Source organism: Enterococcus sp. DIV0755b (genome assembly GCF_051713765.1).
Classification (GTDB): domain Bacteria; phylum Bacillota; class Bacilli; order Lactobacillales; family Enterococcaceae; genus Enterococcus_C; species Enterococcus_C canintestini.
This window is the reverse complement of the sequence record NZ_JBIOQN010000001.1, coordinates 1,864,354-1,880,299: the sequence shown is the minus strand read 5'-3', so window position 1 is coordinate 1,880,299 and position 15,946 is coordinate 1,864,354. Positions and strand designations below refer to the sequence as shown.

The 15,946-nt window shown below is 37.0% G+C and carries 13 protein-coding genes; 12 read left to right on the top strand and 1 reads right to left on the bottom strand.

Annotated elements, in window-relative coordinates:
• The first annotated feature begins 43 nt into the window (after positions 1-43).
• The 3 genes from alaS to cls all read left to right on the top strand — a co-directional run bounded on the left by alaS (position 44) and on the right by cls (position 5,574).
• Positions 44-2,686 carry an alanine--tRNA ligase gene (gene alaS, locus IGI65_RS09050; RefSeq protein WP_412258588.1) on the top strand — a complete coding sequence of 881 codons (2,643 nt, stop codon included), beginning with the start codon at positions 44-46 and terminating at the stop codon, positions 2,684-2,686.
• A gap of 243 nt (positions 2,687-2,929) precedes the next feature.
• On the top strand, positions 2,930-4,075 hold the full coding sequence (locus IGI65_RS09045) for a cation diffusion facilitator family transporter (protein ID WP_412258478.1): 1,146 nt from the start codon (positions 2,930-2,932) through the stop codon (positions 4,073-4,075).
• A 32-nt stretch (positions 4,076-4,107) separates the two neighbouring features.
• Complete coding sequence (gene cls, locus IGI65_RS09040) at positions 4,108-5,574, top strand: cardiolipin synthase (protein WP_412258480.1); 1,467 nt, start codon at positions 4,108-4,110, stop codon at positions 5,572-5,574.
• Between the two features lie 14 nt (positions 5,575-5,588).
• Here the strand turns inward: cls and IGI65_RS09035 are convergent, their stop codons facing one another.
• Entirely contained in the window at positions 5,589-6,005 is a 417-nt protein-coding gene (locus IGI65_RS09035; RefSeq protein ID WP_412258482.1) for a ribonuclease HI family protein, read from the bottom strand.
• A gap of 66 nt (positions 6,006-6,071) precedes the next feature.
• Between IGI65_RS09035 and IGI65_RS09030 the strand changes: the two genes are divergently transcribed.
• From IGI65_RS09030 to carB, 9 genes are all read left to right on the top strand, one after another.
• The gene (locus IGI65_RS09030; protein WP_412258484.1) at positions 6,072-6,494 is read left to right on the top strand and encodes an EbsA family protein; all 423 of its coding nucleotides are present in this window, start codon (positions 6,072-6,074) and stop codon (positions 6,492-6,494) included.
• A 12-nt stretch (positions 6,495-6,506) separates the two neighbouring features.
• Positions 6,507-7,196, top strand: a complete 690-nt coding sequence (locus tag IGI65_RS09025; protein WP_412258485.1) for a CBS domain-containing protein — start codon at positions 6,507-6,509, stop codon at positions 7,194-7,196.
• 16 nt (positions 7,197-7,212) lie between these two features.
• Positions 7,213-7,674, top strand: coding sequence for a signal peptidase II (lspA, locus tag IGI65_RS09020; protein ID WP_071863996.1), 462 nt, complete (start codon positions 7,213-7,215; stop codon positions 7,672-7,674).
• Positions 7,671-8,576 carry an RluA family pseudouridine synthase gene (locus tag IGI65_RS09015; protein ID WP_412258488.1) on the top strand — a complete coding sequence of 302 codons (906 nt, stop codon included), beginning with the start codon at positions 7,671-7,673 and terminating at the stop codon, positions 8,574-8,576. Before lspA ends, IGI65_RS09015 begins: the two co-directional genes overlap by 4 nt.
• Before the next feature lie 239 nt (positions 8,577-8,815).
• Positions 8,816-9,352 carry a bifunctional pyr operon transcriptional regulator/uracil phosphoribosyltransferase PyrR gene (gene pyrR / locus IGI65_RS09010; RefSeq protein ID WP_071863998.1) on the top strand — a complete coding sequence of 179 codons (537 nt, stop codon included), beginning with the start codon at positions 8,816-8,818 and terminating at the stop codon, positions 9,350-9,352.
• 34 nt (positions 9,353-9,386) lie between these two features.
• Entirely contained in the window at positions 9,387-10,313 is a 927-nt protein-coding gene (locus IGI65_RS09005; RefSeq protein WP_071863999.1) for an aspartate carbamoyltransferase catalytic subunit, read from the top strand.
• A gap of 84 nt (positions 10,314-10,397) precedes the next feature.
• Positions 10,398-11,678, top strand: coding sequence for a dihydroorotase (locus IGI65_RS09000; RefSeq protein ID WP_438773986.1), 1,281 nt, complete (start codon positions 10,398-10,400; stop codon positions 11,676-11,678).
• Positions 11,679-11,680: 2 nt separating this feature from the next.
• A complete protein-coding gene (locus IGI65_RS08995; protein ID WP_412258492.1) occupies positions 11,681-12,778 on the top strand; it encodes a carbamoyl phosphate synthase small subunit in 1,098 nt (365 codons plus the stop codon).
• Positions 12,756-15,938 (top strand): carbamoyl-phosphate synthase large subunit, encoded by a 3,183-nt coding sequence (gene carB, locus IGI65_RS08990; protein ID WP_071864002.1) that lies wholly within the window; start codon positions 12,756-12,758, stop codon positions 15,936-15,938. The genes IGI65_RS08995 and carB overlap by 23 nt, the downstream gene beginning before the upstream one ends.
• Positions 15,939-15,946 lie beyond the last annotated feature (8 nt).

Below are 15,946 nucleotides of genomic sequence, written 5' to 3'. Positions count from 1 at the left end.
TCTTGCAGTGGTGTCTTATTTTTTTTGGAAAGTAGGAGAAATGATGAAAGAATTATCTAGTGGCCAAGTCCGCCAAATGTTTTTAGACTTCTTTAAGTCAAAAGGACATAGTGTTGAACCTAGCGCATCTTTAGTTCCAGTTAATGATCCCACTCTTTTGTGGATTAATTCTGGGGTAGCTACGCTAAAAAAATATTTTGATGGATCCGTTGTGCCGGAAAATCCCCGCATCACTAACGCCCAAAAGTCAATTCGGACAAATGATATTGAAAACGTTGGGAAAACTGCTCGTCATCATACTATGTTTGAAATGTTAGGTAATTTCTCAATTGGTGATTATTTCAAAAAAGAAGCGATTCATTGGGCTTGGGAATTTTTAACCGATGAAAAGTGGATGGCTTTTGATCCGGAAAAATTATATGTTACTGTTTATCCAAAAGATACAGAAGCAAAACGAATTTGGCATGAAGAAGTTGGTCTTCCTTTAGATCATATTGTTGAAATTGAGGATAATTTCTGGGATATTGGCGCAGGTCCTAGTGGTCCAGACACTGAAATTTTTTATGATCGTGGCGAAGAATTTAACGATTTGGCTGCTGACGATCCGGAAAATTATCCTGGTGGAGAAAACGAACGCTATTTAGAAATTTGGAACTTAGTCTTTTCTGAATTTAATCACAAGCCAGATGATACGTATGAACCACTACCGCATAAAAATATTGATACAGGCATGGGGTTAGAACGGATGGTTTCCATCGTTCAAAATGCACCAACAAACTTTGAAACTGATTTATTTATGCCAATAATTAAAGAAGTTGAAACTTTAAGTGGTAAATTCCAATACGGAGACGCACCACAAACAGATATTTCTTTTAAAGTTATTGCCGACCATATTCGTGCTTTAGCCTTTGCCATTGGAGATGGTGCATTACCTTCAAATGAAGGACGGGGCTATGTTTTACGTCGTTTGTTACGTCGGGCTGTTATGCATGGTAAAAAATTAGGTATTGATCAAGCTTTCTTGTATAAATTAGTTCCAGTTGTAGGCAAAATCATGGACAGCTATTACCCTGAAATATTGGAACAACAAGAGTTTATTGAAAAAGTAATTCGGACAGAAGAAGAACGTTTCCACGAAACAATCAATGAAGGGTTGGAAATTTTAACGCAAGTCATTGAAAAAGTGAAGGCTGAGAAAAAAGATACATTAAGTGGCGAAGATATTTTCAAATTATATGACACTTATGGTTTCCCAGTTGAATTAACTGAAGAAGTTGCCGAAGATGAAGGCCTAAAAGTAGACCATGCTGGTTTTGAATCCCAAATGCAGGCACAAAGAGAACGGGCTCGTGCTGCTCGCAGTACGGATGCGTCAATGGGAGTACAATCTGCTTTATTGACCGAAATTAAAGTCGATAGTAAATTTGTGGGTTATGCTAACTATGAAACTGAAAGTGAATTACTGGTTGTCATTCAAGATGAAGCTGTTGTTAGTGAAGTGAAGACTGGCGAGGCCCAATTAATTTTTGCCCAAACACCATTTTATGCTGAAATGGGTGGACAAGTTGCGGATACTGGTATGATTTGTGATTTAGAAGGTAATATTGTGGCAGAAGTGCATGATGTGAAAAAAGCACCAAACGGTCAATTTTTACACACTGTGACAATCAAAGCACCGGTGATTGAAGGAACGACTTACTTCTTACAAATTAATGTGGGGCGCCGTAATCGAATCATCAAAAACCATACTGCAACCCATTTATTGCACAAAGCATTAAAAGAAGTCTTAGGAAATCACGCTAACCAAGCTGGTTCATTAGTAGCACCAGGTCATTTACGTTTTGACTTTACTCATTTTGGTCAAGTAACTACAGAAGAGTTGCGTCAAATGGAAGCAATTGTTAACCAAAAAATTTGGGAAGCTCTTCCAGTTGTAACGATTGAAACAGACATCGATACTGCAAAAGGGATGGGAGCGATGGCTCTCTTTGGCGAAAAATATGGTCATGACGTGCGGGTAGTAAATATTGCGGATTGGTCTATTGAACTTTGTGGGGGGACTCATGTTGCCAATACAGAAGATATCGGTATTTTTAAAATCGTTGCGGAATCTGGTATCGGAGCAGGTGTACGCCGGATTGAAGCAGTAACAAGTAAAGAAGCTTATGAATTGCTTTATAGTGAAGAAACACAACTAAAAGAAATTGCGACAATTGTGAAGTCACCGCAATTAAAAGAAGTCGTTACAAAAACAGAACAATTACAACAACAGCTAAAAGATTTACAAAAAGAAAATGAACAGCTTGCAAGTAAGTTGGCAAATCAACAAGCAGGGGACGTTTTCAAAAATATTGAAACTGTAAATGGCATCTCATTTATATCAGCGGAAGTAAAAGTTAAAGATATGAACCAATTACGTCAATTAGCAGACCAATGGAAACAAAAAGCTGCTTCTGATGTTTTAGTATTAGCAAATGCGAGTGATCAAAAAGTTAATTTATTGGCAGCAATGTCGCCAGAGGCTGTAGCCCGTGGCTTAAAAGCAGGAGATTTAATTAAGACGATTGCTCCGCTTGTCGGTGGCGGCGGCGGTGGCCGACCAGATATGGCACAAGCCGGGGGCAAAAACCCAGCAGGAATTAAAGACGCTTTAGCAAAAGTAGCTGAGTTTTTACAACAAGCGTAACAAACTACTAAATTAGAATAATAGCTCGTTTTATAACCCGAAATATGGCTGAATTTACTTTTGTCTCTTTGAGGCAAAACAAAAAATTGGCTCATATTCGGGTTATTATTGTGGAGATGACTTAACTTACAACAAGAGCACATGATAATCTAACAATCATTTGTCAAATATTGCCTTTAGTTTGTTTGAAAGTGATAAAAAGGGTAAAATGAAGAGAAGTTTTGATTAAGGAGTTTTAAAGAAATGCTGAATTATTTTATGAAAAAAATCACAAAAAATAATCCGAATAAAAATCGAACTTCTTTTGGTTTTTTAGCCGGAAGTTTAGGGTTAGTTTCAAATGGTCTTTTATTTATTATGAAATTTTTGATCGGCCTTTTTGCCCAAAGTGTTTCCATTATGGCAGATGCCATTAATAGTTTAAGTGATACGGCATCTTCTGTTTTAACTTTAGTTGGTTTTCGGATTGCAGCTAAGCCCGCAGATAAAGAACACCCCTATGGGCATGAGCGTTTTGAATATATTAGTGGTTTTATGATTTCAATTATTATTACATTTGTCGGTTTTCAATTTCTCATTTCTTCGGTTGAAAAAATTCTTGACCCAAGTAAGATCAAACTTTCGCCTTTAGTTTTTATTATTTTAGTTTTATCAATTGTAATTAAAATTTGGCAAAGTTTAATGTATAAAAAAATAGCGGGTAAAATTAATTCAGAGACCCTTAAAGCAACGGCACAAGATAGTTTAAATGATGTAATTACGACCGCAGCTGTTTTAATTTCAGCCTTTATCGAGTTATTTACCGGACTACATGTCGATGGTTGGATGGGGCTTTTCATTGCATTATATATTTTATACAGTGGCTTAAAAATGGTAAAAGAATTCATCGATGAATTACTAGGAAGTCGCCCTAGCGCAGAAGAAATTTTAGTAATGGAACAACATTTAAATGATGTTCCTGAAATTTTAGGGTATCACGATTTATTAGTCCACAGTTATGGGCCTAAAAGCCAGTTTGCTACTGTTCATATTGAAGTAGATGATACGTGGAGTCTAAATTATGCTCATGACCTTATTAATAAAATTGAAAAAGACTTTCGAGAAAATTTGAAGGTTGAATTGGTGTGTCACTTAGATCCAGTGGCTGTTAAAAGTCCAGAGTATCAACAAAAATGGGAAATTGTGAAGGCAGCTATCACAGCGCTGAATCTGAACTTACGGGTACATGATTTTCGGATTGAAAAAAATCAACTGTCTTTTGATGTTGTTGTGCCACCTAATTGTCCCCAATCTGACTTAGCAATTCGGCAACAACTAACAGAATATTTGACTGCGCAATTAGGTGAAGTCACACTTGAAATCACTTTTGATCACAATTACTTATTATAAAAGCAAGCTTTTATTTGAAAGGAGCCTACTTTATGACCATTCAACAGGATTTGAGTATCTTACAATCGGTTTTTTTGTTAGTTATTTTTATTAATACTATTGGCGCTTTAATCACGGTGTTTCGAAAACCTCGTTCAATTACTAGTATTTTAGCGTGGTCTTTAACATTAGTTTTTATTCCTGTAATCGGATTTATTGTCTATTTATTTTGTGGTCGGGGCATCGATGGCGAGACGGTTTATAAATTCGATGTTGAAACTAACCGCAAAATAAAAGAAATCAATGCTTTAATTCATCAAAATAATAAGCGTTACGATAAAGAAGAAGTTGAAATAGAGCTAAAACTATTAGAGCGCTATTTAAAATCGGTGGATGAATCTCCTTTAACAAGAGGCAATAGTGTGGAATTATATACAGATGGCAATGAAAAATTTGCAGCATTATTTGCAGATATCAAAGCAGCCAAAGATAATGTTCATGTTGAGTATTACGCTTTTTTCCCTGACCGGATTGGCCATCAATTTCTGCATTTATTAGTTGAAAAAGCCAAAGAAGGTGTAGAAGTCCGTCTTATTTACGATCCATGGGGAGCAAAAGGATCAAATGAGAAGTTTTTCCAACCTCTTGTTGCTGCTGGTGGGAAAGTGGCTGCTTTTATTACTTCCCGTGACTTAATTCGTAAAACGCGCTTAAATTACCATTTACATCGTAAAATAGTGGTGATTGATGGTCAAATTGCTTGGACAGGTGGCTTTAATGTTGGGGATCAATATCTTGGCCGCAGTGAAAAATTTGGTTATTGGCGGGATACGCACGGGCGAATAGTTGGAACTGCAAGTTTTAGTTTGCAAGAGATTTTTATTAGGGATTGGAATGCATCAGTTAGAAAAAAAGAAGATCTACTCGATTATGAAAGTCGCTATTTTGTTATTGGTGAAGATACAAAAGGCGAAGCTGAAATTCAAGTTGTCGCAGATGGCCCTGAAAATCAAATTGATATCTTAAAGAGCGCTTTTGTTAAAATGATTTTATCAGCAAATGAAAAAATTTGGTTACAGACACCGTATTTAATTCCTGATGATGTGATGTTTAACGCACTAGTCACAGCTGCTCGCTCGGGGGTAGACGTGCGCATTATGATACCAAATATGCCTGATCATCCCTTTATCTATCGCGCTACCCAATACTATGCTAATTTGCTTCATAAACGTGGTGTCAAGATTTATCAATATCAAGAAGGCTTTTTACACGCTAAGACAATTGTCATGGACGACAATCTTTGCTCTTTTGGTTCTACTAACCAAGATATTCGTAGTTATGAATTAAATTTTGAAGTTACAGCTTTTGTGTATGATGAAGCATTGACTAAACAAATGCAACAAATCTTTTTAGCTGATCAAGAAAAGTGCTACTTATTGACAGATGAGATGATTGAACAGCAATCTTATTGGTTACGCTTTAAGCAAAACTTCTCCCGTCTTTTATCGCCAATTTTATAAGGAGCTTTTATTGCTTACTTTGAATTATTTTTTTGACGAAGTGCTTTTTGTAATCCTTGACGTGCTAGCTTATCAGCCCCTTTATTTTTATTTTCGGGAATCCACTGTAAGATAAGTAATGGAAATTTAGGTAGTAAGGTTTGAATTTTTTGGAATATTTCTTGGAAATTTTTGTTATTTGTGTAGTTTTTATCGACAGTTTGGACTAAAATTTTACTATCCGAGTAAACGAATATCGTTTCGTGAAAATAATTATGTTCTATTAAGTAATTCAGCAATTCATAAAAAGCATAAAATTCTGCTTGGTGATTATTTAAGACAGGGAGTGCTTGATGAATTTGTTTATGAAGATTTTGACCAACTAAAAGTATACCGGCCCCACTCGGACCCGGATCGCCTTTAGTCGCGGCATCGATATAGGCTTTAATCATTCGTATCATCCTTTTATTCATTTTGTTTACGAATTAACTTTAGCAGAAAAGAGGCTCCTTGTAAGCATGAAAAATAGAAAATATCGTTGGCAGCCAGAACTTGCTGTCAGTATCATTTATTGGTCATTAACAATGATTGTTCTCTTTTATAGTTTGACATTGTCTTTAGAAAATACCCGGCCGTACTGGAAAAGCAATTTAGTCATGGTCTTCTTTTTTGTCTGTGTTATAATTGGCTGTCTGCGGCGTTTTGTTTTATTTAAAGATTACCTACTTATTTTTTATGCGCGCTTTTGGAAGAAACAAAAATTTTATTATGCTAATATAACCCGTATTGCCATTTTACCAAATGGAATTGAATTTTTGTATTTAGGTGAAGAATATAGCTTTTTAATGCGAAAAAAAACCAAAAAGGCATTTTTAAATGAATTAAAAACGTATCTTCCCGCTGAAAAATTTGTGACAAAAGATACGAATTTATTTGAATAAAGGAGTTAGCAGATGGCTAGTAATGCAGATATATTCTTAGCAAGTTTCAATCGAATTAACAAATGGCTAAAAGAAAAATTGAATCATCCCCAAAATATGGGCTTTAGCGAAATGGTTCGGCGGCTAAGTAGGCAGCCAGAATTTTTAGCAAATGATTATGTTGATGATTTATTGCAAATGGCGCAGTTGCGAAATGCCATTGTTCACGATCAAATTAGTACTGATTTTGTGATTGCTGAGCCAAATGACTGGGTAGTCAAACGAATTACAATGATTGAACAGGCTCTTTTAAAGCCAGAATTGGTCTTACCTCGTTTTGGTAAAAATGTTACTGGTTTTGAAATTACATTACCAATTAAAGAAATACTAAAAACGATTGCTCATAAACGTTATTCTCAGTTTCCGCTTTATGAAAAAGGGGTTTTTAAGGGATTAATTACTTTACGTGCTTTAGGTTATTGGTTTGCAAAAGAAAGCTTAAAAGGTGAGATTGTTTTAGAAAACCGTCTAGCTGAAGAACTGTTAATAGCAGATGGAAAAGTTACCAATTATCAATTTGTTACAGGAAAAACCACTGTAGCAGAAGTTGAAAATATGTTTCATCAAAATACTTTATTAGAAGCAATTTTAATCACACGAGATGGTGATCCAAATGGCAATTTATTGGGGATTATCCGCCCGCGCGATTTATTTACTGTTTAAGAAATGAGTGGAGTTTATGATAGTTTATTTAGTTATTACTGTTTTATTAATAGTGCTTGATCAATTGGTAAAAGCGTGGATTGTGGCAAATCTTTCTTTAGGCGAGTCATTGCCGCTAATTAAAAACGTTTTTTCTTTGACTTATTATCAAAATACCGGGGCTGCTTGGAGTATGTTAGAAGGGCAAATGGGCTTTTTTACTATTGTCACACTGATTGCTGTAGCCGTATGTAGTTATTTATTATATAAAAATCGCCGGGGAGCTAAAATATATTCTTTTGGTTTAAGTCTTGTACTGGCAGGAGCTTTAGGAAATTTTATCGACCGCTTGCGTCTAGGTTATGTGGTAGATATGTTTCAAACAGATTTTATCTCATTTCCCATTTTTAACGTAGCCGACTCTTGTCTTGTGGTTGGTGTGATTTTGATTTTCATCTATATTTTATTTGAAGATCATTTTAAAGGAGCAAAAGTATGAAAGAACTGCTAATCGTTATCAAAGAAAAAGGCCCACGAATTGACAAAGCCTTAACCCAATATCTACCAGACTATACACGTTCTCAAATTCAGCAATGGTTAAAAGAAGGGGTAGTTTTTTTAAATGGCCAAACTGTAAAAGCAAACTATAAAGTAAAAACGGGAGATGAAATCGTAATTCAAATTCCAGCCCCCGCAACACTCGAGCTTATCCCAGAAGATCTTGATTTAGATATTGTTTATGAAGATGAGGATGTAGCTGTAGTAAATAAACCGCAGGGAATGGTTGTTCATCCTTCTGCAGGTCACAGCCAAGGAACACTTGTTAACGGTTTATTATATCAATTAAATAATTTGTCCACGATTAATGATGTTGTTCGCCCAGGGATTGTACATCGGATTGACAAAGACACTTCGGGTTTATTAATGATTGCCAAAAACGATGCTGCCCATGAATCCTTAGCAGCTCAATTGAAAGATAAAACGAGTTTACGGAAATATGTCGCTTTAGTTCATGGAAACATCCCCCATGAAAAAGGGACGATTGAAGCGCCCATTGGACGTTCTAAGGTTAACCGTAAAATGCAAGCGATTCGTGAAGACGGTAAGCCGGCAATCACGCATTTTACTGTCCTAGAACGTTTTGGTGATTTTACGTTAGTCGAGTTACAATTAGAAACTGGTCGCACACATCAAATTCGGGTGCATATGCAATACATTGGCTTTCCTTTAGCAGGTGATCCAACTTATGGCCCTAAAAAAACACTAAAGGGAAATGGGCAATTTTTACATGCAAAACTATTGGGCTTTACTCATCCTAGAACACAAGCCAAAATGGTTTTTGAGGCACCACTACCGCCAGTTTTTGAAAAAACATTAACAAACTTACGAAAAAAAGATTGATTTTTGGTTTAAAGAAGTGTAATCTATGTCTAAGAAAAGTAAATAGTAATCCTTTAAGAGTAGTCCCGTGAGGCTAAGAAGGAGTTGAGCAAGAATTTTAGTAAGGTGCGCCTTAGTAAAACTTGCCTTGTGAATTGAAGTAAAAAGGGTAGTTATACCCAAATACTAAATCAATTATCACTCCTGCCTAATTTCGGGCAGGAGTTTTTTTGTCTTTTAAATGGACGAGGAGGAAGAAAATGGCAGTAAAAGAAGTAGTAGATGCAGTAACAATGAAGCGAGCTTTGACTCGGATTACTTATGAAATCATCGAGCGTAACCACGGTATTGAGGACTTGGTTTTAGTCGGTATTAAAACAAGAGGAATTTATATTGCAAAGCGAATTGCAGAACGTTTGCAACAACTTGAAGGCATAGCAGTTCCAGTGGGCGAATTAGATATTACTTTGTACCGAGATGATGCTAAAAAAGAAGACGATCCGACGGTACACGCTTCTGATATTCCAGTCAATTTGGAAGGAAAAGAAGTTATTGTAGTCGACGATGTCTTGTTTACTGGTCGGACTATCCGTGCGGCGTTAGATGCGATCATGGATTTTGGTCGTCCTAGAAAAATTTCATTAGCAGTCCTAGTCGATCGCGGGCATCGGGAACTGCCGATCCGTGCCGATTACGTGGGAAAAAACATTCCTACATCTTTAGCCGAAGAAATTATTGTTGAAATGGAAGAAGTTGACGGTAAAGACCGTATTGTCATTAATAAAGAAGCAGAATAAAAACTTTTAAGCCAAACACGCAGGAGGAAAAAAGATGATCATCCAACAAGAAAGAATTAGTTTAAAACACTTATTAACAGTCGAAGCTTTAACTGACCAAGAAGTGATGGGATTAATCCGCCGAGGACAAGAATTCAAAAACGGGGCAAAATGGACGCCAGAAAAAGAACAATATTTTGCTACAAATTTATTTTTTGAAAACAGTACCCGGACACATAAAAGTTTCGATGTAGCGGAGAAAAAATTAGGTATTGAAGTAATCGAATTTGATGCTTCGACTAGTTCTGTTCAAAAAGGCGAAACATTATACGATACTGTTTTAACAATGTCAGCTTTAGGAGTTGATGTAGCTGTCATTCGCCATGGTGATGAAAATTATTACGATGATTTGATTCAAAGTAAAACAATCCAATGCGGTATTATTAACGGTGGTGATGGTAGTGGCCAACACCCAACGCAATGTTTATTAGACCTTATGACGATTTATGAAGAGTTCGGCCGCTTTGAAGGATTAAAAGTTGCGATTGTCGGTGATATCACTCATTCCCGCGTAGCAAAATCAAACATGCAGATGTTAAAACGTCTAGGTGCAGAAGTCTTCTTCTCTGGTCCTGCTCAGTGGTATGATGAAGAATTTGAAGTATATGGACACTACTTACCATTAGATGAACTTGTTGGTGAAGTAGATGTCATGATGATGTTACGGGTGCAACACGAACGTCATGACGGTAACGAAAGTTTTTCAAAAGAAGAGTATCATCAACAATACGGTTTAACAGTTGGTCGCGCGAAAAAGATGAAAGAAGGTGCAATTATTATGCACCCAGCACCAGTTAATCGCGACGTTGAATTAGCAGATTCATTAGTAGAAGGTTATCAAGCCCGGATTATTCAACAAATGACCAATGGTGTTTTTGTCCGGATGGCAATTTTAGAAGCTGTTTTAGCTGGCAGAGCATAAAGATAAACTAGGAGTGGGCTCAATTTTGGTCCTCTCCTTTGTCATAATAAAGTAGTACCCTTAACGAAATTTAGGAGGATGATTATGAAAACACTCATTAAAAACGGTAAAATAAATACTTACGAAAATCACTTAACAACAGCAGAAATTTGGATTGAAGATGGAATAGTGAAGGCGATTGGAACCGACTTTGATCCTAACCTTTTTGATGAAGTGTTCGATGCCAAGGGGCAATTAATCACTCCCGGTTTAGTAGATGTTCATGTGCATTTAAGAGAACCAGGATTTGAATACAAAGAAACCATTAAAACAGGTAGTGAAGCGGCAGCTAGAGGGGGCTTTACGACTGTTTGTGCGATGCCAAATTTGAATCCTGTTCCAGATACGGTTGAAAAATTTGAAAAAATCCAAGCGCTTATTAAATCTGATGCTGTAGTAAAAGTTTTACAATACGCTCCTATCACAGAAGAATTGCGCAGTGATGTTTTAACCGATCAAAAGGCTCTAAAAGCAGCTGGTGCGTTTGCTTTTACAAATGATGGCGTTGGTGTTCAAACAGCAGGCACCATGTATTTGGCAATGAAAGAAGCAGCAGCCAATAATATGGCACTTGTGGCCCATACAGAAGATGAATCCTTACTTTTTGGCGGTGTAATGCACGCTGGGAAAAAAGCAGAAGAACTTGGTTTACCTGGGATTTTAAGTGCAACGGAAAGTTCTCAAATTGCCAGAGATCTAATTTTGGCTGAAGAAACAGGCTGTCATTATCACGTATGTCATGTTTCCACTAAAGAAAGCGTACGGATTATTCGTGAAGCTAAAAAAGCAGGAGTTCATGTCACTGCTGAAGTTTCTCCTCACCACTTAATTTTATCAGAAGAAGAAATTCCCAATGATTTTGGCTACTGGAAAATGAATCCACCATTAAGAGGAACTACAGATCGCGATGCTTTAATTGAGGGCTTATTAGATGGAACAATTGACTGTATTGCGACGGATCATGCCCCCCATGGTTTTGAAGAAAAAAATCAAAGCTTCCTAAAAGCACCGTTTGGAATTGTCGGCTCAGAATATGCGTTTCAATTGATTTATACTCATTTTGTTAAAACTGGCATTTTCACTTTGGAACAAGTTATTAATTGGATGGCAACAAATCCGGCTGCAATTTTTGGCTTACAAGCAGGACGTCTACAAATTGGTCAACCTGCTGATTTAGCTGTCTTTGCAATTCAAGAGGAATCTGAAATTGACGCGCAAAATTTCTTGTCAAAAGCAGTCAATACACCATTTAATCACGAAAAAGTTTTTGGTGAGACTTTATTAACATTCGTTGATGGTCAAATAGCTTGGCAAAAAGGGAAATAAATATGAAACGATGGTTAATCTTAGAAGATGGAACTTACTTTGAAGGAGAAGGCTTTGGTGCTAGTAACAATGTAGTCGGCGAAATTGTTTTTACAACTAGCATGACTGGTTACCAAGAAACCATTACCGATCAAAGTTTTAATGGGCAAATTATTACATTCACTTATCCCATGGTGGGGAATTACGGGATTAACCGCGATGATTATGAGTCAATTGCACCAACATGTAAGGCAGTTGTCGTAAAAGAACACGCTCGCGTTGCTAGTAATTGGCGCAATCAAATGACACTAGATGAGTTTTTAAAGCGCAAAGAAATTCCTGGAATTGCAGGGATTGATACCCGTGCTTTAACACGGAAAATTAGAAAATACGGTACGATGAAAGCCAGTATTGTGGCAGAAGAAGATTTTACCCATGCTTATGATCAGTTAAAAGCTGCGGTTTTACCAACCAATCAAGTAGCGCAAGTTTCAACAGCAAAACCTTATCCTAGTCCTGGTGTGGGCCATAATGTTGTAGTGATTGACTTTGGTTTAAAACATAGCATTTTACGGGAATTATCAAAACGAAATTGTAATTTAACTGTCTTACCTTATAACACTAAAGCTGCTACAATTTTAGAATTGTGTCCTGATGGTGTCATGTTAACCAACGGACCAGGAGATCCTAAAGATGTGCCAGAAGCTATTGAAATGATTCGAGAAATTCAAGGTCAAGTTCCAATTTTTGGTATCTGTTTAGGTCATCAACTATTTTCACTAGCAAATGGTGCAGACACATTTAAAATGAAGTTTGGTCATCGAGGCTTAAATCATCCGGTGCGCGAAATCGCAACAGGACGGATTGATTTTACTTCTCAAAATCACGGCTATGCAGTAGATGCAGACTCCATTGATAATGAGCGCTTAATGATAACTCACGTAGAAGTTAATGATGGCACCGTCGAAGGCGTGCGCCATAAAAACTATCCGGCTTTTACGGTTCAATTTCATCCTGATGCAGCACCAGGCCCTCATGATGCGTTGCACTTATTTGATGAATTTATTGAAATGATGGATGCATGGAAGGAGCAAAAAGATGCCAAAGCGTACGGATATTAAAAAAATTATGGTGATTGGTTCTGGTCCAATCATTATTGGTCAAGCGGCTGAATTTGATTATGCCGGCACCCAAGCGTGTTTGGCGTTAAAAGAAGAAGGCTATGAAGTAGTTTTAGTCAATTCCAATCCCGCCACCATTATGACGGACAAAGAAATTGCCGATAAAGTCTATATTGAACCCATTACGTTTGAATTTGTTTCTCGTATTTTACGTAAAGAAAATCCTGATGCACTCTTACCAACACTAGGTGGACAAACAGGTTTGAATATGGCAATTGAACTAGCCGCTTCTGGTATTTTAGCAGAATTAGAAATTGAACTATTGGGGACTAAACTTTCTGCAATTGATCAAGCTGAAGATCGTGATTTATTTAAACAGCTGATGGAAGAACTTGGCCAACCGATTCCTGAATCTGCTATTATCAATACAGTAGCTGAAGCAGTCGCTTTTGCAGATGAAATCGGTTATCCTGTGATTGTTCGTCCCGCCTTTACATTAGGTGGTACTGGTGGCGGGATGTGTGATAACGAAGAAGAATTACGTCTGATTGCAGAAAATGGCTTGAAGTTATCACCGGCTACTCAATGTTTAATTGAAAAAAGTATTGCAGGTTTTAAAGAAATTGAATACGAAGTGATGCGAGATTCAGCCGATAACGCTATTGTTGTATGTAATATGGAAAATTTTGATCCAGTGGGTATTCATACAGGAGATTCGATTGTCTTTGCCCCTAGTCAAACATTATCTGATATTGAATATCAACTCTTACGGGATGCTTCTTTATCTATTATTCGCGCTTTAAAAATTGAAGGTGGTTGTAACGTACAATTAGCACTAGACCCCCATAGTTTTAATTATTATGTCATAGAAGTAAATCCACGTGTTTCCCGCTCTTCTGCGCTAGCTAGTAAAGCGACGGGCTATCCAATTGCTAAGTTAGCTGCGAAAATTGCGGTGGGGTTGACCTTAGATGAAATGAAAAATCCAGTTACTGAAACCACGTATGCTGAATTTGAGCCAGCGTTAGATTACGTTGTAGCAAAAATTCCACGTTGGCCCTTTGATAAATTTGAACAAGGAGAACGTGTGTTAGGAACTCAAATGAAAGCGACCGGTGAAGTAATGGCAATTGGTCGCAACATTGAAGAATCACTTTTAAAAGCAGTGCGTTCACTTGAAATTGGAGTATGTCACGTAGAATTAAATGAATTAGCAGAACTTAGTGATAATCAATTGACAGAAAAAATGATTAAAGCACAAGATGATCGTCTATTTTATGTGACAGAGGCGATTCGACGTAACTATCCAATTAAAGAAATTGCAGAAATGACTAAAATTGATCTGTTCTTCTTAGATAAGTTGTTACATATCGTCGAATTAGAAAAAGCTTTGGAACAGGCGCCAAATGATCTTACCGTTTTGAAAAAAGCCAAGCAAAATGGCTTTACAGATAAAAAGATTGCCGATCTTTGGCAAACAACAGCAGCTAAAGTACGTCATTTTCGTAAAGAACAAAATTTAAAACCGGTTTATAAAATGGTAGATACATGTGCTGCTGAATTTGAATCAGAGACACCTTATTTTTACAGCAGTTATGAATTTGAAAATGAAAGTAAAGTGACTGAAAAACCTTCTGTTTTAGTCTTAGGTTCAGGACCGATTCGAATTGGCCAAGGTGTAGAATTTGATTATGCAACTGTCCATTCGGTTAAAGCAATTCAAGCAGCAGGGTATGAAGCAATTATTATGAATAGTAACCCTGAAACAGTTTCGACTGACTTTTCAATTTCTGATAAGCTATATTTTGAACCTTTAACTCTAGAAGATGTTTTAAATGTGATTGAATTAGAACAGCCCACTGGTGTTATTGTGCAGTTTGGCGGACAAACTGCAATTAATCTGGCAGAACCGCTTCAAAAAGCTGGTGTCAAAATTTTAGGAACGCGAATTGAAGATTTAGATCGCGCAGAAAATCGCGATTTATTTGAACAAGCATTAAAAGAGCTTAATATCCCGCAACCGCCAGGTGAAACTGCGACCAATCAACAAGAAGCAGTTGCGATAGCAGAAAAAATTGGTTATCCTGTCTTAGTTAGACCAAGTTATGTTTTAGGTGGTCGGGCAATGGAGATTGTGGAAAATAAAGCCGATCTTTTAGATTATATGAAAAACGCTGTGAAAGCTTCACCAGAACATCCGGTTTTAGTCGATCGCTATTTAACTGGTAGTGAATGCGAAGTAGACGCCATCTGTGACGGACAAACCGTTTTAATTCCGGGTATTATGGAACATATTGAAAGAGCAGGTGTCCATTCGGGAGACTCTATGGCAGTTTATCCGCCGCAATTTTTAAGTCAGGAAATTCAAGCAACTATTGCTGAATATACTGAAAAGTTAGCTTTAGGTTTAAATTGTATTGGCATGATGAATATTCAGTTTGTCATTAGCGACAATAAAGTTTATGTCATTGAAGTTAACCCAAGAGCAAGTCGTACAGTTCCGTTTTTAAGTAAAGTTACAGGAATTCCGATGGCCCAAATTGCCACCAAAGCTATCTTAGGAGAAAAAATCATTGACCAGGGCTATGAAAACGGCCTGTATCCAGCAGATAGTGGTGTTCATGTTAAAGCGCCAGTCTTTTCTTTTACTAAATTACAAAAAGTCGATACCTATTTAGGACCGGAAATGAAATCTACCGGCGAGGTTATGGGGAGCGATCGTAATTTAGAAAAAGCATTATACAAAGCTTTTGAAGCGGCAGGATTAAAGGTGCCCGAATTTGGTTCAGTATTATTTACTATTGCAGACGAAACCAAAGAAGAAGCTTTAGCTTTGGCTAAACGTTTTGCTGAAATTGGCTTTAGTTTAATTGCTACTAAAGGAACTGCCAATTATTTAACATCTGCTGGTTTACGGGTTAAAGAAATTGCAAAAATCTCTGAAAATAAAGAGCATAACGTGGTGGAATTAATTCGCAATAATCAAGCACAATTAGTGATTAACACGATGGATAAAGATCGCCAAAGCGCTTCAGTTGATGGTTTTATAATTCGGCGAGAAGCTGTGGAACATGGTGTACCTCTTTTAACATCGTTAGATACAGCCGATGCTATTTTGAAAGTTATGGAAGATAGAGCCTTTTCAACAAAAGCCCTATAAAATAAGCG

What these genes read in the sequence shown, in the direction of transcription:
- alaS (WP_412258588.1), top strand. Translation starts at nt 44, where the DNA reads ATGAAAGAATTATCTAGTGGCCAAGTCCGCCAAATGTTTTTAGACTTC.
- IGI65_RS09045 (WP_412258478.1), top strand. Translation starts at nt 2,930, where the DNA reads ATGCTGAATTATTTTATGAAAAAAATCACAAAAAATAATCCGAATAAA.
- cls (WP_412258480.1), top strand. Translation starts at nt 4,108, where the DNA reads ATGACCATTCAACAGGATTTGAGTATCTTACAATCGGTTTTTTTGTTA.
- IGI65_RS09035 (WP_412258482.1), bottom strand. Translation starts at nt 6,005, where the DNA reads ATGATTAAAGCCTATATCGATGCCGCGACTAAAGGCGATCCGGGTCCG.
- IGI65_RS09030 (WP_412258484.1), top strand. Translation starts at nt 6,072, where the DNA reads ATGAAAAATAGAAAATATCGTTGGCAGCCAGAACTTGCTGTCAGTATC.
- IGI65_RS09025 (WP_412258485.1), top strand. Translation starts at nt 6,507, where the DNA reads ATGGCTAGTAATGCAGATATATTCTTAGCAAGTTTCAATCGAATTAAC.
- lspA (WP_071863996.1), top strand. Translation starts at nt 7,213, where the DNA reads ATGATAGTTTATTTAGTTATTACTGTTTTATTAATAGTGCTTGATCAA.
- IGI65_RS09015 (WP_412258488.1), top strand. Translation starts at nt 7,671, where the DNA reads ATGAAAGAACTGCTAATCGTTATCAAAGAAAAAGGCCCACGAATTGAC.
- pyrR (WP_071863998.1), top strand. Translation starts at nt 8,816, where the DNA reads ATGGCAGTAAAAGAAGTAGTAGATGCAGTAACAATGAAGCGAGCTTTG.
- IGI65_RS09005 (WP_071863999.1), top strand. Translation starts at nt 9,387, where the DNA reads ATGATCATCCAACAAGAAAGAATTAGTTTAAAACACTTATTAACAGTC.
- IGI65_RS09000 (WP_438773986.1), top strand. Translation starts at nt 10,398, where the DNA reads ATGAAAACACTCATTAAAAACGGTAAAATAAATACTTACGAAAATCAC.
- IGI65_RS08995 (WP_412258492.1), top strand. Translation starts at nt 11,681, where the DNA reads ATGAAACGATGGTTAATCTTAGAAGATGGAACTTACTTTGAAGGAGAA.
- carB (WP_071864002.1), top strand. Translation starts at nt 12,756, where the DNA reads ATGCCAAAGCGTACGGATATTAAAAAAATTATGGTGATTGGTTCTGGT.